Consider the following 19,238-nt stretch of genomic DNA (forward strand, 5'->3'; position numbering starts at 1 on the left):
GGGGGCGGGGGGCGGGCTCGGGGGCGCAGCGGGGGCGGCGGGGTCAGCGGCGGGTGGTTCGCACCGCCCGCCACAGGCTGAACGGCAGGAGGACGACCACAGCGACGGGCACCAGCCACCACGCCGGTACTGATGTGCGGCTGACGCCGTAGGTGACGGCGAGGGCGATGACCACACCGACCGCCACCCGCCAGTCGTCGCCGACGATGAAGTCGTACCAAAAGGCGCCGAACGCCTTGAGCCGGGCGGTCACGGCTGGGCCCTAACCGGCACCGGTCGGGGCGGCGCCGCCGGGGTACCGGCCCGTCGCAGACCGGCGGCCAGCGCCAGACCGAACAGGGCGAAGGCCGGGACCATCACCAGCAGGGATGCGTCGTTGCCGGGCCAGTGGGCACCGGCGCCCTCGGCTCCCCAGAAGGTGCCAAACGACGTGAGCATCACCCCGACCACGAACTTCATGGTGTTCTCCGGGACCCTCGCAAGCGGGGCTCGAACGGCCACGCCGGCGGCTACGACCGCTACCACCGCGGCGACTGCGGCGATCGCCGCCAGAGGGATGTCGTGCTGGTTGCTGCCGAAGGTGAGGGCGATGAAGGCCACCTCCAAGCCCTCGAGCACGACCCCTTTGAAGGAGAGCGTGAACGCGTACCAGTCCTCGACCAGCCCTCGCCGCTCCGTCGCCGCCGCTCGCGCCGCGGCGACCTCGTCGAGGTAGATCTGCGCCTCGTCGTGGAGGGCCTTGTGGCCGCTGGCCCGCAAGATGGCCTTGCGCAGCCACTGCAGGCCGAACACCAGCAGCAGGCCACCGACGGCCAGGCGTAGCGTCCGGAGGGGGATGGCCGAGATGGCCGGGCCGAGCGCAGCCACGATCACCGCGAGCACGAGCAGCCCGGCGGCCACCCCGAGCAGGGCGGACTTCCAGTTGCGGGTCGTCCCGGCGGCCAGGACGATCGTCGTGGCCTCGACGGCTTCGACCGCGCAGGCCAAGAACACCGCGAGAAACAGCGCGCCGCCGTTCATCGCTCCCTCACCCGTCTCTCCATGTTCCGCGTGTACGTCATGCGCTGAGTGTAACCGCTGTTAGGTCGAGTACGCGGCTGTCGGCGGGGTGCGGTCCTTCGGTGCGGTAGGCGCTGCACCCGGCCGGGTCGACCGCGACCGACACCGTGCCCGACCGGTCCCACCGGCGGGGCGAGAACACCGCGGCCAGGCTCCCGGCGGCCGTCTCCACGACGTGGTCGTAGCCCCGGCCGCGGTAGGCGACGTCGATGACGGTCCCGGCCAACCCGCCGAGCGGCGCGGACGACGGGTCGTGGATGCTGGTGGCCGCGGGGCGGATGAGCAGCCGCACCCGGTCGCCTGCGGCGAGGGCGTCACCGGCACGGGCCGAGAGCCTCACCCCCGCGACGTCCACCCCGACCTGGTCGCCGTCCGCTCTGGCCACCACCCCGGCCAGCTCGCCGGCGATGCCGGTGAAGCGGGCCACGAAGGGGGTGGCGGGACGGTGGTAGATGTCCTCCGGAGCACCGGCCTGCACGATGGACCCTCTGTCGAGGACGATGATCTCGTCGGCCAGGGCGAACGCCTCCGACTGGTCGTGGGTGATGTACACCGCGGTGGCGCCGGTCTCGCGGGTCAGGGTGGCGATCTCCACCCGGAGCCGTTCGCGCAGGTCGGCGTCGAGGTTGGACAGCGGCTCGTCGAAGATGAGGAGGCCAGGGCGCCCGACCACCGCCCGGGCCAGCGACACCCGTTGCTGCTCGCCGCCTGACAGTTCGTGGGGGTAGCGATCCTTCAACGCCCCCAGGCCGACGCGCTCGAGCGCGTCCGCGACCCGCCGCTCGACTTCCGCGCCGGGCAGCTTGCGGCGCCGGAGGGCGTAGCTGACGTTGCCGGCGACGCTCAGGTGAGGCCACAGCGCGTAGTCCTGGAACACCATCGCCAGGTTGCGGCGATCCGGCGGCAGGTGGCGGCGGCCGTCGCCCACCAGGGTCCCGGCCATGTGGATGGCCCCGCCGTCGATCCGCTCGACGCCGGCCAGGCAGCGGGCCAGCGTCGACTTGCCCGACCCTGACGGGCCGAGGAGCACCACGAAGCGCCCGGCGCCGATGGTGGCGTCGACACCGGCGAGCGCCGGGGTCTTCCCGTAGCGCTTGTCGACGCCTTGGACGACGACCTCGTGGCCCGGTGCTGCCTGCGTCGTCTGGGTTGTCATCGAGTCCTCCCGAGTCGGCGCCACCCGACCGGCGCGAGCAGCCGGAACAACCCCCAGGCGGCGGCGACGACGACGAGCGCGAAGAGGATGGCGATGACCTCCATCGCCGTCCCGCCGCCGAAGTCGTAGTTGGCCAGCGCCTTGGTGATGCCGACCGAGACCGGCGGATGGTTGGGTACGTAGAGCAGCTGCGAGACGGGCAGCTCGAGCAGCGTCGCGCAGTAGGTGAGGATCCACGCGGACAGCAGCGGGCGGGCCAGGACCGGCAGCACCGTACGGGCCCAGGAGGCGCCGCCACCATCGCCGTGGACCTGGCCAGCCTCGCGCAACGAATGCTGGACCTGGCTGAACGGCCCGAGAAGGACCCGGGCGGTGGCGGGGAGAGCCGTCGCGAGGTACGCCAGCACCAGCAGGGTGGCCGTCTCGTAGAGGTGTACGCCGAGGGTGTTGGCCAACGGCAGGTTGTAGGTGAAGATGTACCCCGCGGCGAACACGATGCCGGGCAGGGCCACCGCGGTCAGCAGGAGGAGGTCGAGGATCCGCGCCGACAGCCGCCCGCTGCGGCTGGTGAGCAGCCGGGCGGACACCGCGCCGATGGCGGTGGTGAGGGTTGCGGTGATCGCCGCCAGCTTCGCCGAGTAGAGCAGCGGCCCGCGCAGCGCGCCGCTGTCCAGCACCCGCTGGTAGTTGGAGAGGGTGAAGCCGTGGGATGAGGCGAGCGACCCGAGGCCGTTGATCAACGAGGCGGACAGGGCACCGAAGGCGGGGACGCCGAGACCGACCACGACCAGGAGGGCGAGGCAGCCCACCGCTCCCGCGGCGAGCGGCGGGGCGAGGTGCTGGCGTCGGGCCGGGCGGGAGCGGCCGCCGAGCACCCGGTAGCTGCGTCCGCGCAGCGCCCGGGACTGGGCGATCAACGCCAGCCCGGCCATGGCCATGAGGATCCATCCGATGGCAGCAGCGACAGGGAAATTGATCGGGAAGTTGTCGACCGCGTTGTAGAGGGTGAAGGTCGCGATCGGGAAGTGCGCGTCGTTGGCGAGGGTGGCCGCCACCCCGAAATCGCTGATCGACTCGGCGAACACGATGGCCAGGGCCGACCAGACCGCCGGCGCCAGGAGGGCGACCACGATACGGGCGGCGTCCCGGCCCCGGCCGCCGTGAACCCGGACGGCCATCTCGAACTCCTCGCCGAGACCCCGCAGCGCGTTGGATATCGCCAGGTACGCGAACGGGACCCCCTTCGCGGTGAGGACCACGATGACCCCGAACGGACCGTAGAACAGGTGCCGCGCCCCGCCGGAGCCGAGCCCGAGGACGTCGAGGACGCCCGAGGGCTCGAGGAGCCGCTCCCAGCCGAGGGCCACGAGGTAAGACGGCGCCAGTAGGAGGGCGAACATCGACGCCGACCACAACCCCCGCGCCGGGATGTCAGTGCGCAGCACAGCCCACGCCACGCCGAAACCGATCGCCGTTGCGGCCACCGCGGTGGCGGCCCCCACGGCCAGGGAGTCCAGCACGGCGTGGAGCAGGGGCCCCCTCAGCGCGTCCCGAAAGCCGGTGAGGGTGAACCACTGCGATCCCTGCGACAGGAGGCGGGGGGAGAACGCCACCAGCAAAAACAGGGCGATGGGCAGGACCAGGATGGCGACGATCACCAACCAGAACGCGATGAGCGGCGCGCCCTGTGCCCGTGACAGCGCCATGGTGAGGCGATGACGGCGCCCGGAGGGGACCGAGGCGGCGGGGTGCACCGCCTCGGTCCGCTCCGGCGTGAGAGTCGCCACCTCGGTTACTTGATGGTGGTGTCGAAGAACGTGTTGATCTGCCCCTCGAGCGGCCCCCAGAAGTACGGGTCGATCTTCTGGTAGTCGGTCGGGAACGCCGGGAGCGACGGCGCTGCCGCCAGCCCCGGCACGACCGGCCAGTACAAGGAGTCGCCGGTCGGGTCACCGGTCTGCATCACCTGCTGGCCGGCGGGTGACAGCACGTACTGGACGAACTTCTTGGCTTCGGCTTGCTCGGCAGCCGGGGCCGCTTTGTCGATGCCGATGACGCCCGGCAGGAGCGTGGATTTGGGCAGGTAGGCGATCTTCGGCTGGAACGACGCGTTGGCCGGCTTGGTGGCCACCTCGCCGGTCGCGGCCGAGCTTTGGATGAGGCCGTAGTCGATCTGCCCGGTCTCGAGGGCGTGGAGCGTGTCGCCGTTGGTGGGAAAGACCTGCAGGCCGTTGGCCTTCAGCTGCTTGAAGTAGGTCTCACCGGCCTGGACTCCTCCGGTGGTGCCGCCGAGCTGGTTCATCAGGCCGGCGATGAACGGGTACGTCGGCCCGGATTGGGAGGGGTCGTTCATCCCGACCTTTCCCTTGTAGGGCGCGCTCAAGAGGTCCTGATAGGAAGATGGCACTGCGGTGACCTTCGCCGCGTTGTATATCAGTGCGGCCATCACCGTCGTGGACACCGGGATGTAGGAGTGGTCCGCGGGGACCAGGGCCTCCCCCGGCGCGTTGAGCGTGATCGGCGGTGCGTAGTCGAGCAGCTGGCCCTGCTTATCGAGCGCGGCGAAGGCGGTGTCGCCGTCGACCCACAGCAGACCCCACTGCGGGTTGTTGCGCTCCGCGGCGATCTTGGTGAGCAGCGGACCGGTGCTGTCGTCGTCCAACTTCACCGGGATGCCAGTGGCCTTGGAGAACGCCGCCGTCACCTTGGAGTCGTATCCCTGGGCGGAGTACACGACGAGCGGGACGACGCCCGACGAGCTGGCCGCCGCGGACGCGGAGCTGGTGGCGGCTGGTCCGGCGGCGGTCGTGGCCGAGGCGTTGGTGGAGTTGCTCGATCCGCACGCCGCGGCCAGAACAGCGACGGTGGCGACTGCGGCAGCGCCGGCCGCGGCGCGGCGGCCTCGTCGGACGATCATGGTTCGGTCCCTTCGTTGCAGGTCTGGGCTAACAGCAGTTACAGACCGTAGAGAACCGAAGTGAACACAGACCGGAGCTCAGGTTGACGGCGAGAGAAGGTTTGATGACCGGGAGACCTCCGAACATCGGGACAATCTCGCCAGCGCGCCGCGCCCGACCGTCGGCGCCGCGGTTGCGCCGAATACGCTACCTGCCGTGCCGCCCGCCCTGCCCTCGCGCGCCGGGCCTGCAACAGATCCGACGAGGGAGACGGCGCACTGGGCCGTGAGGGTGGTGGCCGTCGTCGCCGTCGTCACCTTGGCGCTGTCGCTGATCATCGGCCGCTTCACTCCGCTGGCGTCGGACGTAGGTACCGCCTCGGGCCGGCCGATGGCAGCAGCCCCCGCGGCGAGCAGCCACGCCCCCGGCGCTTCGTCGGCGCGGCCGGATTCCGCTGGACCCGGCGCCCACGCCAATCGGACGCCGAGCGCGGCCAGCTCGGCGATCACCTACGGTCAGCTCAGACTGCACGCAGCCCCCGGCGGTGGCGCCGAGCTGATCGCAGCTCAGCGCCCGGCGGTCGAGTGCCCGACCTGCGACGGGCGGGCCCCACTGTCGTCAGCCCTGCTGCGCTGCACGGCCGCGATCGTACGCTGGTCGAGCCGGGCTCCCCCTCACTGTCGGCTGCGCTGACCGCACCCTAGGAGGCGTCGCCCGCGGGCGCGCCCCGGCGGTCAGGACATGACCGAAGCGGGCGCCTCGTCGCGCCTGCGCACACAGAGGACAACTCACCTTGACTGCTGCACCCACCAGGGACAGCACGGCGCGCCGTCGCGGATCGCGCGACCTGCCGCCTCTGCCCGGCAACCCGCCACCCTTGACTGCTGCGCCCGCCCCAGCCGCTCCGACTGCCCGCCTGTCGTGGAAGCGGGAGGTCGCGGTGATCGCAGCCTTCTACGCCGTCTACACCCTCGTGCGCGATCTGCGCGGCACCCGTCCGGTGTCGGCGTCCCTCGCGTTCGCCAATGCCCGCCGGGTGGTTGGCCTGGAGAAGGCGATAGGGATCTTCCAAGAGGCCGACATCCAACACTGGGCTCTCCACTACCGCTTCTTGGTCGAGTCACTCGACGTCTGGTACGCCACGACTCACTTCGTCGTGACCACCGCGGTCCTCGTCGCGCTGTTCTTCGCCCGGCCGAGCCAGTACCGGCCGTGGCGCAACACGCTGGCCACCGCCACCGCGGTGGCCCTCGTGGGCTTTGCCTTGTTCCCGCTCATGCCGCCGCGGCTGCTACCCGGCGCCTACGGCTTCACCGACACCCTAAAGACCGTGGGCGGGTTGTGGAACGTCGACTCCGGGCCGATGCTCCACGTCTCGGACCAGTACGCGGCGATGCCCAGCCTCCACTTCGCCTGGGCGTTGTGGTGTGGCCTGGTCCTTTGGTCGATCCTGCCCCGGCGTTGGATGAAGGGCCTGGCCCTCGCCTACCCGGCGATCACGCTGGCGTGCATCATCATCACCGCCAACCACTACTTCACCGACACCGCCGCCGGTGCGGCGATCATCGCCTTCGGGTACGGGATCTCGGCGCTGTGGGAGCGGCGCCGGCGCCCGGAGGAACAGCGGGGCCGGAAAAGCGCGATGAGCGTCACCTGAGCCAACGGCATGCCTCTTGGGACCCTTGCAGCTCCAGGCGTCGCCACAGCACCGGGTTGGCGGTCGATTGGCTGGCGTGGCAGGCGATCGCCGCGAGCTGGCGGCGGCGGTCGACGGTCACCGTGACGTCGATCTCGGCCGCGGGTCTGCCGACGAACCCGCCGGCTCCTTCGGCCCGCAGCCGGCAGCTGACCGCGGCGGGCAGCGTCCAGCCCAGGGCCGGGATCTGCAGCCTTTCCGCCGCGGCCAGCGCGGCGTCGGTCGCCCGGCAATGGTCCGGGTGGCCGGTGATGCCGCCGCGGTCGAAGGTGACCAAGCAGTCGGCTCCGAGCGGTTCGGCCACGCGAACCACGTGGTCCGCCAGCTCCTCGACTGGCACCTCCGCCAGCCGGCCGTCGGGGTAGTCCAGAAGCGACGCGGCCTCGATCCCGAGGACCTTGGTGGCGGCCGAGAGCTCCCCGACCCGCTCGGGGCCCACCTCCTCGGGAGTCAGGTCGCCGAGGGTGGATGCCTCCCCGTGGGTGAAAGTCACCAGACCGACCCGGCTGCCACCCTCGACCAGCTCGGCGATGAGCGCTCCGAGCCCGAAGGACTCGTCGTCGGGATGGGCACACACCGCCATTACCGAACGGAAGGAGTCAAGCGGCGGCGTCAACGTCACGGCCGGCCCGCCTGCGGCGCGGGGACCGCCTCCGGCTGGTGGGCCTGCGGCGGCGACTGATCAGAAAACTCGTGATAGGCCTGCCACGCCCGGGGCCCGTAAACGCTCGCGGTGCCGCCGTCCATGAGGAGGGCAACGCCGAGCATCTCGGCCACCTCCTCGGCGGTGGCCCCGGCCCTGGCGGCGGCCTTGGCGTGGTAGGCGATACAGCCGTCGCACTGCTTGACCACCGCTATCGCCAGCGCGGTGAGCTCCTTGATCCGGGCGGGCACCGCCCCTTCGGCTACTGCGGCGTGGTGCATGGCGGCGAAGCCAGACCACACCTCCGGGATGGCGTCGCGCAGGCCCCGGGTCGGCTCCGCTAGGTCCCTGACCAGCTGTCGGTAGTTGCTCATAGTGCGAGGATCCTGCCGTCATCGGTTCTGCGAGTAGGGCCGAACGGCACCTCCGCGCCCCAGGCGACGACCCGACACACCCGGCTCGTCGATCACTGCCATAGGCGCCCGGTTATGGCCCGATCGGATCTTCGGATTGCGCTAGCGGCTCCGCCAACCCCATCATGGTGATACCCCCCCGGGTATCCCTGTACAGCGTGGAGGACGACGCCAGATGACCACGACCCATTCCGCCCCCGCGGCGACCGGCGATCACGCCGACCCATCGTCGGCCGGCTTGATGGCCCGCCTCGGCTACTGGACGGGCAGCCACCTGCGCCCGGTGCTGTTGACATGGCTGGCCATCCTCATCCTCTTCGGGGTGTTCGCCCCCAAGGTCCAGTCCTCGCTGGCCGGGGCTGGCTGGCAGGACTCCACGTCCCAGTCGGTCGCGGCCCGAAACCTCATCCAGAAGGACTTCTCCGGCCTCGGCGCCAGCGCCCTCCAGGTGGTCGTGGTCGACCAGCGCGGCCCGCTCGCCACCGACCCCGCTGCGCAGCGGGTCATAGACCAGGTCACCGCCACCCTCCGCGCCGACAAGCGGGTGTCGACGGTCGTGCCTCCCCAGCCAGGTGCGTCGCTCTCCAGGGACGGGCGGACCGGGATCATCACTGCGGGCGCGGCAGCCGGGACCAACGCCATGGTGACCGCCGCTGAGCACCTGGCCAAGCCCCTGTCCCGACTCGCCACGCCCGGGATATCCGTCACCCTCACCGGCGACAGCGCCCTCTGGGCGAACTTCAACTCGGCCAACCACTCGGCGATGATGCGATCCGAGATGCTGTCATGGCCGGTGACGTTGGCCATCTTGGCCATCGCGTTCGGGAGCCTGGTGGCCGCCGGGCTGCCCCTCATGCTGACCATGGCCGGGCTGTTGGTCGCCGCCGGCGCGCTGGTCATCGGCACCCATATCGCCCCGATCTCGATCTGGGCCCTCAACTTCGCGCTCATGTTCGCCCTGGCCCTCGGGATCGATTACGCCTTGTTCCTGGTCGTGCGCTTCAGGGCAGCGCTGCACCGCCGTGGTGCGCAGCCCGGGGACCGGGAGGCCTCGGCCGCCGCAGCCGCTGAGACCGTGGCCACCGCGGGCAAGGCGGTTGCGTTCTCCGCGGTTACGGTCCTCGCCTCCCTGGCGGCCATTCTGCTGGTCCCGTCTCCCGCCTTCCGGTCGATGGCGGTGGGCATCATGCTCTCGGTCCTGGCCGTCTTGGCCGCCACCCTCACGCTCCTGCCGGCGGTGCTCGGAAAGCTGGGGACCCGCGTCGACAGCGGCAGGCTGCGGTTGCACCGCCACGCGGCGCCTCGAGAGCACCCCCATGGCCACCAGCTCGAGCAGCGACTCCACGCGTGGGGTCGGGGCCTGTGGAAGCATCCCGTCGTCGCTGGCGTCGCGGCCCTCGCAGTGCTCGCCCTCACCGCCCTTCCGGTGCTCGGGCTGCGCACATCGATGCCGTCCATCACGATTATCCCGTCGTCGGCCAATGCCCGGGTCGGCTACGACCAGGTCACCGCGGCCTTCGGGCCTGGTGCGCCGGGGACCCTCCAAGTGGTCGTGCCGGCAAGCCAGCAGGCCGAAGCCTTGCACGCCTTGAACGCCACCGAGGGAGTGGCGGGCGTGGTCCCCGGACCGAGCAACGCCGGCTACACCCTCGATCAGGTGGTCCCGACCACAGGACCGTCCACTGCGGCGACCGGTGCCACCATCGACCGGATTCGTCACGCCCTGCCGGCCGGCAGCCTGGTCGGTGGCGCCGCGGCCGAGAACCACGACCTGCAGCGGGCCCTGGCCTCTCGAACCTTGCTCGTGTTCGGGATCCTGGCCGCCATGGGGTTCCTGTTGCTGCTCGTGGCGCTCGGTGCTCCCCTGATCGCGGCCGCCGGGGTCGCGGCGACCGGTCTGTCGGTCGCGGGAGCGTTCGGCATCGCCAGGCTCATCTTCCAAGACGGCCACCTCTCCGGCCTGCTCAACTTCACTCCCCAGGGGTTCGTTGACGCATGGGGTCCGCTGTTCTTCGGTGCGATGGTGTTCGGTGTGGCCATGGACTACACGCTGTTTTTGCTCTCAGCGGCCAAGGAGCGCTACGAGACCCACCCCGACCCCGAGCACGCGATGGTGGGTTCGGTCGGGACCTCGGGCCGTGTGGTCGTGTCCGCCGCGGCGGTCATGATCGCAGTCTTTCTGACCTTCGCGCTCTCCGGACCGCTCGCCCCGAAGGAGATGGGCGTCATCCTCGCCGTCGCCGTCGCCCTCGACGCCCTCATCGTCCGGATGGTGCTGCTGCCCGTGGTGCTGCGCCTCGGCGGCCATGCCGCCTGGCACCGCCCCCGGTGGATGGACCGGGTCGTTCCCCACGTCCGTTTCGCTCACTGAGGGACCTGGCAGACTCGGGTAGTGGGGTTCTATGAGGAGCGGGTCCTCCCGCGGCTGATCGATGTCGCCCTCGGGCGACCGATGGAAGAGATCCGCTCCCGTGTGGCCGCTGGCCTGGCCGGGACCGTCCTCGAGGTCGGTTTCGGTTCCGGCCGGAACGTGCCCCACTACCCGGCAGCGGTCACCAGCGTCTTGGCCGTCGACCCGTCCCTCGGCGCCCGCAGGCTGGCGGCCGGACGGGTGGCTGCCCGGGGGGTGCGGGTCGACTACGCCGGGCTGGACGGCCAGCAGCTGCTCCTCGACAAGGCGAGCGCCGACCATGCGCTGCTCACCTGGACGCTGTGCACCATTCCCGATCCAGGGCGGGCCCTGGCCGAGCTGCGGCGGGTTCTCAAGCCCGGCGGCACGCTCCATTTCGTGGAGCACGGCAGGTCCCCCCGCCAGGAGGTGGCCCGCTGGCAGGATCGGCTGACCCCCGCATGGAGCAAGATCGCCGGCGGCTGCCACCTCAACCGGCCCATCGACGCGTTGCTGGAAGGCGCCGGTTTCCGCCTCGAGCGGCTCGAGCGCTACGTCGCGTCGCACCCGGCTGCCTTCGGCTACTTCTACGAGGGGACGGCGGCGAGCGATTGAGCGACCGCGCCGATAAGCCTGACTTATCGGCCGATCCGAGGTTCCGCTTGGACAAGGACCGTCGCGTTGGGGAACATGGATACATACCCCCCTGGGTATATGTCCAAGGAGCGTCCTGCGTGAATTCCGTCATCCCGATCGACTCAGTGGGCCTGGGGGACGGCATCTGCGTGGCGGACGACGCCATCGTCGCGCTCGTCGAAGACAGCTCCGCGCCGGCGACCGGCGCCGGCTCGAGCGTCACCAACCGATCCGGTGCGTGATGCTCCTTCTTGCCATCCCGGTAGGAGCGCTCATCGGCCTCAGCCTCGGGGCGCTCGGCGGAGGAGGGTCGATCCTCACCGTCCCCGCCCTGGTCTATCTCCTCGGGCAGAGCCCCCACGGCTCGACGACCGCGTCGCTGATCATCGTGGGGGTCACGTCCCTGGCTGGCATGGGTGCGCACCTGCGGGCGGGAAGGGTGCAGGTCCGCTCCGGCCTGGTGTTCGGGGTGCTCGGCGCGGGCGGCTCCTACCTCGGCAGCCGGCTGTCGGCCACCATCGACCCCAACGCCCTCCTCGCCGCGTTCTCGGTTCTCATCGTGCTGGCCGCGGCCGCCATGCTGCGCCGCCGGCGCTCCGAGGTCCCGGCCGGCGACGGAGCGACCGCGCCAGCCGGCGCGGTACCGGCGGCGGTTAGCCCCCTTGGCAGCGCGTCGGTGGCGGTGGGGTACGCAACCCCGTCCAGCGCGGCGCGGGTCGGGGCGGCGCCGGCTGCGAGCGGCGCCGATGGACGCCGACGGTCTGGGCGGCCAGCGCGGAGCTCACCGGCGCGGGTCCTCGCGGCCGCCACGGTGGTGGGCCTGCTGACCGGTTTCTTCGGGGTCGGCGGCGGTTTCGTCGTCGTCCCGGCGCTGGTGGTGGCCCTCGGCTTCGACATGGCCACCGCCGTGGGCACGTCCCTCCTCGTCATCGCCATCAACTCCGCGTCCGCTCTTGTCTCAAGGCTGTCGAGCCCTGCCCATGTCGACGCCAAGCTGCTGGTCGTGTTCACCGGCGCGGCCGTCGTCGGCACGCTCCTCGGGAGCCGGGTGGCGTCCACGACCAGGCCCGAGAAGCTGGTGGGGGCGTTCGCTCTTCTCCTCGTCGCCGTCGCCATCTACACCGGCGCCCGAAGCGTCGGTCACCTGATCTGAGCGCCGTGACAGACCCCTTCCGCTCGCGGCCAGCGCCACCCGCCTCAGCCCGCCTCCGCCCCGGCGGACGCCCCATCGGGGAACGCCTCGGCGATCAACGCGAGGAACGCACCGGCAGCCGGCGTGAGCGGTCCCGGGCGATGGACCACCGCCAGGTGCCTGACGAGGGGCGGCTCCACGGTTGCGGTCAGGGCGCCGGCGGCGGCGGCCAGGCGAGCCGCCCCGGCGGGGACCAGCGCCGCCCCGGCCCCCGCCAAGACCAGGGGCACCACCGCCTCCCGCTGCCCGGTCTCGACGGCCACCGTCGCTTGCAGCCCGGCGCCGGCGAACCAACCGTCGAGAAGGTCGCGCCCCGAGGTTCCCCGCGGCGTAGCGATCAGCGACACCGCGGCCAGCTCATCAGGCCGGACGGGACCGGTGCCCCGTTGAGTGCCCGGAGGGAACACCACCTGGAAGGACTGCGCTCCGATGGGGACGGCCACCAGGCCGGGCGGGATGCCGGCCACGGCGGTCAAGCCGATCTCCGCCTCGCCGGAGCGGATCTGCTCCACCAGCTCCGCTGGATGATCGGGGGAGGCCAGCCGAACGTCGATCTGGGGATAGAGGCGACAGAACCGACCGAGCAGCTCCGGCAGCGGGTCCGAAGACAGGGTCCGCAGCGCAGACAGCTCGAGGCGACCCCGGGCCAGACCGGTCAGCTCCGACGCCACCTGGCGGGCGGCGTCCAGGGACCGCAACACGCTGCGGGCCGGTCCGACCAGCGCCGCGCCCGCGTCGGTCAGCGACACCGACCGGCCGAGCCGGTGGAACAGCGGGCCCCCCAGCTCTGCCTCGAGCTCCGCGACCGCCTGGGACAAGGCAGGCTGGGAGAGGTGAACGGCGTGCGCCGCCTTCGAGAACCCGCCATGATCGACCACCGCCAGGAACAAGCTGAGACGACGCACGTCGAGCGCGGAGCTCCGGTAGCCCACTGCGTCCCCGTGTTCAGCGCCCATCGACTGCCCAGTGTCCCACGAACCAGGAGACGCCCCATGGCCCGAACCATCCGCCCCTCGGTGGGCATGACCGCCCTGCCGACCACAGACCGGAGGTGAGCTCGATGGACGCAGCTGCATGGGATGCGCGGTACGCGACTGCCGACTTGGTGTGGACCGGCGACGCCAACCAGTTCGTGGCCGCGGAGGCCGCCGACCTCCCTCCCGGGCGGGCCCTCGATCTAGCCGCGGGTGAAGGACGCAACGCCATCTGGCTCGCGGAGCGGGGCTGGACGGTCACCGCGGTGGACTTCTCCGCGGTCGGCCTGGCCAAAGGAGAGAAGATTGCCGACAAGCTCGGGCTCTCCGGACGGATCGAGTGGGTCTGCGCGGACGCCACGGCCTGGGACCCTACGCCGGGCACCTACGACCTCGTCATCGTCGCCTACCTGCACCTGCCGGCGCCCGACCTGGAGGCGGTCATGCGCCGCGCTGCGCTCGCTGTCGCGGGCGGCGGCCGCCTGATAGCGGTCGGCCACGACCTCGCCAACCTGGAGGGAGGGGTCGGGGGGCCACAGGACCCGGCGATCCTCTGGAGAGCGCCGAAGGTCGCCGCCTGGCTCGCTGACGCCGGGCTGTCGGTCCTCCACGCCGGAGTCGTAGCCCGCGACACGGGATCGGGTCGGGCAGTCGACACCCTCGTCACCGCCGCCGGTCCCGCCCCGGCTGATCCCGCCAGCTAGCCCCTAGCTAGCCATCCCCCGGCGCTTCGCGGCGCCGCTGCAGCGAGCCCGGAGGCAGCCAGCGACGCACCGACGTCGCCAAGTCCGCGCCGGGGCGTTAGTGTCTTGGCTGCCCGCGGGCGTAGCTCAACGGTAGAGCACCGTCCTTCCAAGTCGGCTACGCGGGTTCGACTCCCGTCGCCCGCTCCGGGAACGCTGGCGGGGTGCGCCGCTCGACCTTCTCGGTCGCAGCAGGCCGGTCCTGGTCCTCTCCGAGACCGGGCGGCAGGCGCACCCCGCCGCCCCTGCCGGGCTCGTGTGTGCCGGGCTCTCCTGTGCCGCACTGGTTCGCCCTTACTTGCGGATTTGTCCGGTTCTGGATGGACTGCGTCGTTTGCCGAGCCGTCCCTTCCCACGGGTATAGCCGGAATCTCTCGCTGCGCGGTCGATCCACCGCTATACGTATAGTTGCCTGAGTCTCGCGACCTATCCCTGGATCACGCCTGCCGAAATTCTCTTTGATGGACCTTGAAAACGCCACGGGAGATGTGTCACACTCAGTGAGCAGACGGCGACGGCGAGACTAAAACTCTCTTCGGCATCGTCAGTGGTCGTAACCACTATGAAAGTAGTGATCGGTCTTCGGAGGTCAGCAGCTCCCTTGGAAAGGGCAGGTCAGACTAGGACGATCCGCTTGGCGGCCGTCATGTTCGGACCGTATCTCTCCCCTGTGGGGCGCTGTCATTGCGGAGATCGAGATCAACTCACACGGCAGTAATTTTTGCTCCACGTTTTCCACAGTTCACGAGACCGGTCGGGTCCTACATTGAAGCCTTTGAGGGCCTCCCCCGAACCGGACACTTACGTAAGAAAGGACTCCGCCGCAATGCGCACCGTCCGTATCGTTTGATCCCCTCCCCATTTGCGTCGGCGTTCACGATCTCCGGCGCCCTCCGATAGCCCCTGCTACCGGGTATGATCGAGGGCACTTCGCGCCCCCTCGATCCCCAACTGTCGTCCGTGACACCGGATTTCCCTTCCGGCTTTGCGTGATCCCCGTGCGCCCACGTCAGTCTGACTAGACTCCCGTGGGCGGCCGCGACCTCTGTTCGGCCACGACCGAAGAGGGTCCGTTCGGGTGTCAGATGCATTGAAAAGCGGACGCGGACTGCGACGATGGACCGTCGCGGTTGTCGTGCTGGCCGTTTCCATGCTGGCACTGATAGTCCGGACCCAAGGGTCGAATGTCGCTTGGGCCACCGTGGTGCTCTTCGGAGTGCTCATCGTGCTGTCCGAGAACTTCGCGGCGGAGTTGCTGGTGCTCCGGCTAGCCGTGTCACCGAGTTCAATCTTGGTGCTCGGAGCCGTGGCAGCCATGCCCCGTCACGGGCGGCTCCTAGGCGCCATGCTCGTGGTGCTCTGCGACGGGCTGGAGTGGAAGGGGCTGCGAGCCCGCCGCTACCAGGTGGTGCTCTTCAACAGCGCCCAGCTGCTCCTCGTCAGTCTCAGCGCGGCCGCGGTCTACCAGTACGGACCGACGTGGCTGCCCCTGAGGCTCTTCCTCACCACCGCAACGTACGTGGTCGCCAACTACGCGCTGGTCTTCCCGTTCGTCTCGATGCAGTCGGGCCAGCCCATCCACCAGATCGTGCTCGATCTTCGCCTCTCGACGCTGATCGAGTTCGGGTTCGGGGTGCTGGGACTCGTCGTCGGGCGGCTCTACCAATCCCACGGATTCGTCGTGCTGGCGATCATGGTCGTGCCGGCCGTCGTCGCCAGGGTCGTGTTCCGAGCCGTGGTCCGCTTTGGCCACGCCTACGACCGACTCGAGTCGCTATACGACTTCACCCGGCAGCTGGAGACCGAGACCGACTCCGACCCGGCCGCTTCGATGCTCCGCAACGTCTGCACCCGCCTCGGCGTCCAGCAGGCAGAAGTCGTGCTGCTCGACGACGGCGGCTGGCAGCGCTCATCGGTGACCCTCGACTCCGACGGCTCGGTGTTCGAGGCCGGCGACGGTCCGCTCCCAGCCGCGCTGTTGGCCGACACCCCCCTCCTGCTGCCCGACGTGGCCGCCGGGGCCCCTCTTCCGGGAGACGCCGAGACCCAGCCCAGCGGACCCGGGATGCGGGCCCCCCTGCGGGTGCGCGGCCGGTTGATCGGGACGCTCGGCGTCAGCGGAAGCACCACGCTGCGGGCGCTCACCACCGAAGACCTACGTCTTCTCGAGACCCTCGCCAACCACGTGGCGGTGTTTCTCGAGCGGAACCGCCTGGTGGACCGCCTGCGCCACGACTCCTTCCACGACCAGCTGACCGGGCTGCCCAACCGGCGCCGTTTCAACGACCTCGTCGGGGTCGCTCCCCGACCCACGGCGATCCTCCTGGCCGACCTGGACCGGTTCAAAGAGGTCAACGACACCCTGGGCCACGACCACGGTGACCTCCTGCTCGTCTCGGTCGCCCAACGCCTGTCCTCGCAGTTCCCCGGCTCGGTCGTCGCCCGCCTAGGGGGCGACGAGTTCGGGGTGCTGCTCTCCGACACCGCCGCGGGCGACGCGGCCCAGGCCGCGGTGTCCCTGCTCACCGGGCTCGAGCAGCCCTTCTCAGTCGGCGTGCTCGAACTCGAGATCACCGCGAGCGTCGGCGTCTCGGTGGCGACCGACGAGGACAGCGCCGGCAAGCTCCTCCAGCAGGCCGACGTCGCCATGTACGCCGCGAAAGAAGCCCACAGCGGCTGGGAGATGTACTCCCCCAGCCGCGACCATTACAGCCCGTGGCGCCTGTCGCTGGCCAGCGACCTGCGCAAGGGCATCACCGCCGGGGAGCTGGAGGTCCACTACCAGCCCAAGGCCCGACTGGTCGACTCCAGCGTGTGCGGCGTCGAGGCGCTGGTCCGGTGGCGCCATCCCCGCTACGGACTGCTCAGCCCTGACCAGTTCATCGCGGTGGCCGAGCACGCCGGGCTCATCCGTCCGCTCACCCTCGCGGTGCTGTCCTCGGCCTGCGAGCAGCACACCCGTCTGCGTGCCCTCGGGTTCCCGCTGGAGATCGCCATCAACCTCTCGGTCCGCTCGGTGCTCGACGTCAACCTCCCCGACCAGATCCACGACGTCCTCGTCGATCACGGCGTCAACCCATCAGCGCTGACCCTCGAGATAACCGAGGGCAGCCTCATGGCCGACCCGGCCCGCACCATCGGCGTCCTCGGCCGGCTCTCGTCGCTCGGGATTGCCATCTCCATCGACGACTTCGGCACCGGGTACTCCTCACTCGGGTACCTGAAGCGGCTCCCAGCGACCGAGGTCAAGATCGACCGCAGCTTCGTGAGCGGCATGCTAAGCAACCCGAGCGACGACGCCATCGTCCGCTCCACGGTCGACCTGGCCCACAACCTCGGCCTGCGAGCAGTGGCCGAGGGAATCGAGGATCCCGACACCTGGAACCGCCTCGCCGAGCTCGGCTGCGACGAGGGACAGGGCTACTTCCTCTCCGCTCCCCTGCCGAGCGAGGCGCTTCTGCCGTGGCTGTTGCGGACCCGATCCGCTGATCCCCACCCCTGACCGCCTGCGCCTGCCCGGCCCCGCCAGTCGGGGAGACAGTCGTCGCTTTTGTCCCGGGACGTCCGAGCTGACCGCCGCCCGTACCGCACCCACGACTACGCTCGGTGTTGTTGTCCGGCCCTCCCTATGACGCCTCTTCCCACGCCGCCCGAGTCGCTCCCGACGAGCAGCCCGCGTCGAACGCCGGCCGCTCACGCCCGAGCGCGTCGCCCGCTCGCAGCGGTGGCCGGCCGCCTGGCGGCGGTCGTCGGCGTGGCAGGCATCGGCCTGCTCTTCTCGGGGCCGACCGCTCCCGAGGCGGCCGCGGCCGCCCCGCCCTCTCTGACCTGGACCGCGATGGCTGTCGGGAGCGGGCCGCCGACGCTGCGCGACCCGGCGGTGGCCTACGACAGCGACATCCACGCGGTGGTGCTCTTCGGCGGGACTTTGGCCAACGGCGCCCTGTCCAACCAGACCTGGTTGTTCAACGGCACCACTTGGAGCATCGCAGGAGGCGGCCCGGCGGCGCGGACGGGGGCGGCGATGGCCTTCGACGCCGCCCAGCATCAGCTCATCCTCTTCGGCGGCCTCGACAGCACCGGCGCCTACCTCGACGACACCTGGGCGTGGAACGGCGCATCGTGGTATCTGGTCACGCCGCGGACATCGCTCCCGCCCGGGCGGCAAGGCGCCGCTCTGGCCGCCGACCCTTCCGGCGACTTGGTGCTCTTCGGTGGGACAGGGGCGCCTCCGGCGGCCTCCGCGGGGCCGGAGGCGCCCCCCACGACCGCACCGGCGGCCGGCTCGAGCGCGGCCGGTGCCGGTATGGCCGCGCAGGGCACGGCCGGGGCGACGACGCTGGGCGACACCTGGACCTGGAACGGCAGCGCGTGGAGCCAGGCCAACCCGCCGGTCAGCCCCCCGGCGCGGACCGACGCCAGCGCGGCGTTCGACCCGGTCCACAACGTGTCGGTGCTCTTCGGGGGGACGACGACCCCCGACGGGTCGGGCGCCGCGACCCCGGCGCTGTCGGACACGTGGACATGGAACGGCGCCACCTGGGCCAAGGCTGATACCGCGGCGGGCCCTTCTGGCCGCACCAGCGCGACCTTTGTCGGGGATCCCGACGTCGGCGGGGTGCTGCTCTCGGGCGGGTCGGCGGGGGGGTCCTCCCTGAACGACACCTGGGCCTGGACTGGCACGGCGTGGAGCGAGCTGCACCCGAGCGGTTCGCCGCCCTCGACCGCCGCCGCGGGCGCCGCCTACGACGCTGCCACTGGGACGGTGGTGATCTACGGCGGCGACAGTACGGGCGGTCCTCCCTCCGCCATCACCTACCTCCTGGGCCGGACCTCAGCATCGCCGTCCGGTACGCCGCCGGCAGCCCCGGCGACCACGGTCGCGCCGCCGGTCACCGTCCCTACAGTGCTCGGGCGAAGCGGCGGGGCGAGAGCGACGACGACCACGACCGCAGCCGCGACCTCCCCCACCATCCCCCCTCGGGCGGCCGGCGCGCCGGCGACAACCACCGCACCGTCGTCCGGCGGGAACGTCTCAGCGCCGCCGCAGACCCCCACCGTCGAGCGGGTCCGCCCCGGCGCCCCGGTGCTGCTGATCGCCGCAGGGTTCCGCCCCGGCGCCACCATCTTGGTCACCTTCCACTCCACGCCCGAGGAGATCGGCACCTACACCGCCGACGCGGACGGGACCTTCTCCGCCACGGTCACGGTCCCTGACGGGGCGGCGGCCGGCAGCCACCACTTCGTTATGTCCGGGCCGGGCCCAGCAGGGTCGATCACCATCAGCACCCCGGTGCTTGTCGTCGCCTCCGCTCCCGCCCACCATGGCATAGGCCTGCAGACCCCGATCATGGTGACCATCGCGGTCCTGCTCCCCCTCGGCACGTGGTTGGGGCTGGGAGTCGCTAGCCGGCGCCGGGCCCGGGCCCACCCGGCCTGA

At 71.0% G+C, this 19,238-nt stretch carries 17 protein-coding genes and 1 tRNA gene; 9 read left to right on the plus strand and 9 right to left on the minus strand.

Annotated features, from left to right (window positions below; all coding sequences use genetic code 11):
• Positions 1-43: 43 nt before the first annotated feature.
• The 6 genes from K6U06_RS14115 to K6U06_RS14140 form a co-directional block, all read right to left on the minus strand.
• The gene (locus tag K6U06_RS14115) at positions 44-253 is read right to left on the minus strand and encodes a hypothetical protein (RefSeq protein ID WP_262322592.1); all 210 of its coding nucleotides are present in this window, start codon (positions 251-253) and stop codon (positions 44-46) included.
• The gene (locus tag K6U06_RS14120) at positions 250-1,020 is read right to left on the minus strand and encodes a COG4280 domain-containing protein (RefSeq protein WP_262322593.1); all 771 of its coding nucleotides are present in this window, start codon (positions 1,018-1,020) and stop codon (positions 250-252) included. Before K6U06_RS14120 ends, K6U06_RS14115 begins: the two co-directional genes overlap by 4 nt.
• A gap of 37 nt (positions 1,021-1,057) precedes the next feature.
• Positions 1,058-2,215, minus strand: a complete 1,158-nt coding sequence (locus tag K6U06_RS14125; RefSeq protein ID WP_262322594.1) for an ABC transporter ATP-binding protein — start codon at positions 2,213-2,215, stop codon at positions 1,058-1,060.
• Positions 2,212-4,002, minus strand: a complete 1,791-nt coding sequence (locus K6U06_RS14130; protein ID WP_262322595.1) for an ABC transporter permease — start codon at positions 4,000-4,002, stop codon at positions 2,212-2,214. The genes K6U06_RS14125 and K6U06_RS14130 overlap by 4 nt, the downstream gene beginning before the upstream one ends.
• Positions 4,003-4,007: 5 nt before the next feature.
• Positions 4,008-5,132, minus strand: a complete 1,125-nt coding sequence (locus tag K6U06_RS14135) for an ABC transporter substrate-binding protein (protein ID WP_262322596.1) — start codon at positions 5,130-5,132, stop codon at positions 4,008-4,010.
• A gap of 78 nt (positions 5,133-5,210) precedes the next feature.
• Positions 5,211-5,621 carry a hypothetical protein gene (locus tag K6U06_RS14140; RefSeq protein ID WP_262322597.1) on the minus strand — a complete coding sequence of 137 codons (411 nt, stop codon included), beginning with the start codon at positions 5,619-5,621 and terminating at the stop codon, positions 5,211-5,213.
• Between the two features lie 368 nt (positions 5,622-5,989).
• Here K6U06_RS14140 and K6U06_RS14145 point away from each other — a divergent pair, with 368 nt between their 5' ends.
• A complete protein-coding gene (locus tag K6U06_RS14145) occupies positions 5,990-6,769 on the plus strand; it encodes a phosphatase PAP2 family protein (protein WP_262322598.1) in 780 nt (259 codons plus the stop codon).
• Here the strand turns inward: K6U06_RS14145 and K6U06_RS14150 are convergent.
• Positions 6,762-7,391, minus strand: a complete 630-nt coding sequence (locus tag K6U06_RS14150) for a PIG-L deacetylase family protein (protein ID WP_262322599.1) — start codon at positions 7,389-7,391, stop codon at positions 6,762-6,764. The genes K6U06_RS14145 and K6U06_RS14150 overlap by 8 nt on opposite strands.
• Before the next feature lie 35 nt (positions 7,392-7,426).
• Positions 7,427-7,825, minus strand: a complete 399-nt coding sequence (locus tag K6U06_RS14155; protein ID WP_262322600.1) for a carboxymuconolactone decarboxylase family protein — start codon at positions 7,823-7,825, stop codon at positions 7,427-7,429.
• A gap of 214 nt (positions 7,826-8,039) precedes the next feature.
• On the opposite strand from K6U06_RS14155, the gene K6U06_RS14160 reads away from it, so the two are divergent.
• From K6U06_RS14160 to K6U06_RS14175, 4 genes are all read left to right on the plus strand, one after another.
• A complete protein-coding gene (locus K6U06_RS14160; protein ID WP_262322601.1) occupies positions 8,040-10,235 on the plus strand; it encodes an MMPL family transporter in 2,196 nt (731 codons plus the stop codon).
• A gap of 21 nt (positions 10,236-10,256) precedes the next feature.
• Positions 10,257-10,868 carry a class I SAM-dependent methyltransferase gene (locus tag K6U06_RS14165; RefSeq protein ID WP_262322602.1) on the plus strand — a complete coding sequence of 204 codons (612 nt, stop codon included), beginning with the start codon at positions 10,257-10,259 and terminating at the stop codon, positions 10,866-10,868.
• A gap of 119 nt (positions 10,869-10,987) precedes the next feature.
• Entirely contained in the window at positions 10,988-11,131 is a 144-nt protein-coding gene (locus K6U06_RS14170) for a hypothetical protein (RefSeq protein ID WP_262322603.1), read from the plus strand.
• On the plus strand, positions 11,131-12,042 hold the full coding sequence (locus K6U06_RS14175) for a sulfite exporter TauE/SafE family protein (RefSeq protein WP_262322792.1): 912 nt from the start codon (positions 11,131-11,133) through the stop codon (positions 12,040-12,042). The genes K6U06_RS14170 and K6U06_RS14175 overlap by 1 nt, the downstream gene beginning before the upstream one ends.
• A 44-nt stretch (positions 12,043-12,086) precedes the next feature.
• Here K6U06_RS14175 and K6U06_RS14180 read toward each other — a convergent pair whose 3' ends face one another.
• Positions 12,087-13,037 (minus strand): LysR family transcriptional regulator, encoded by a 951-nt coding sequence (locus K6U06_RS14180; protein ID WP_262322604.1) that lies wholly within the window; start codon positions 13,035-13,037, stop codon positions 12,087-12,089.
• Between the two features lie 104 nt (positions 13,038-13,141).
• Here K6U06_RS14180 and K6U06_RS14185 point away from each other — a divergent pair, with 104 nt between their 5' ends.
• The 4 genes from K6U06_RS14185 to K6U06_RS14200 all read left to right on the plus strand — a co-directional run bounded on the left by K6U06_RS14185 (position 13,142) and on the right by K6U06_RS14200 (position 19,238).
• Complete coding sequence (locus K6U06_RS14185) at positions 13,142-13,759, plus strand: class I SAM-dependent methyltransferase (RefSeq protein ID WP_262322605.1); 618 nt, start codon at positions 13,142-13,144, stop codon at positions 13,757-13,759.
• Positions 13,760-13,874: 115 nt separating this feature from the next.
• Positions 13,875-13,945: transfer RNA gene (locus tag K6U06_RS14190), tRNA-Gly, on the plus strand.
• A 931-nt stretch (positions 13,946-14,876) separates the two neighbouring features.
• Positions 14,877-17,300, plus strand: coding sequence for a putative bifunctional diguanylate cyclase/phosphodiesterase (locus tag K6U06_RS14195; RefSeq protein WP_262322606.1), 2,424 nt, complete (start codon positions 14,877-14,879; stop codon positions 17,298-17,300).
• Between the two features lie 222 nt (positions 17,301-17,522).
• A complete protein-coding gene (locus K6U06_RS14200; protein WP_262322607.1) occupies positions 17,523-19,238 on the plus strand; it encodes a kelch repeat-containing protein in 1,716 nt (571 codons plus the stop codon).

Origin of the sequence: Acidiferrimicrobium sp. IK (assembly GCF_025499425.1) — a bacterium.
Classification (GTDB): domain Bacteria; phylum Actinomycetota; class Acidimicrobiia; order Acidimicrobiales; family Palsa-688; genus Acidiferrimicrobium.

Excerpts from the sequence above, each read along its gene's own strand:
- K6U06_RS14175 (WP_262322792.1), top strand. The coding sequence starts at position 11,131 with ATGCTCCTTCTTGCCATCCCGGTAGGAGCGCTCATCGGCCTCAGCCTC.
- K6U06_RS14120 (WP_262322593.1), bottom strand. The coding sequence starts at position 1,020 with ATGAACGGCGGCGCGCTGTTTCTCGCGGTGTTCTTGGCCTGCGCGGTC.
- K6U06_RS14125 (WP_262322594.1), bottom strand. The coding sequence starts at position 2,215 with ATGACAACCCAGACGACGCAGGCAGCACCGGGCCACGAGGTCGTCGTC.
- K6U06_RS14155 (WP_262322600.1), bottom strand. The coding sequence starts at position 7,825 with ATGAGCAACTACCGACAGCTGGTCAGGGACCTAGCGGAGCCGACCCGG.
- K6U06_RS14180 (WP_262322604.1), bottom strand. The coding sequence starts at position 13,037 with ATGGGCGCTGAACACGGGGACGCAGTGGGCTACCGGAGCTCCGCGCTC.
- K6U06_RS14185 (WP_262322605.1), top strand. The coding sequence starts at position 13,142 with ATGGACGCAGCTGCATGGGATGCGCGGTACGCGACTGCCGACTTGGTG.
- K6U06_RS14135 (WP_262322596.1), bottom strand. The coding sequence starts at position 5,132 with ATGATCGTCCGACGAGGCCGCCGCGCCGCGGCCGGCGCTGCCGCAGTC.
- K6U06_RS14150 (WP_262322599.1), bottom strand. The coding sequence starts at position 7,391 with ATGGCGGTGTGTGCCCATCCCGACGACGAGTCCTTCGGGCTCGGAGCG.
- K6U06_RS14160 (WP_262322601.1), top strand. The coding sequence starts at position 8,040 with ATGACCACGACCCATTCCGCCCCCGCGGCGACCGGCGATCACGCCGAC.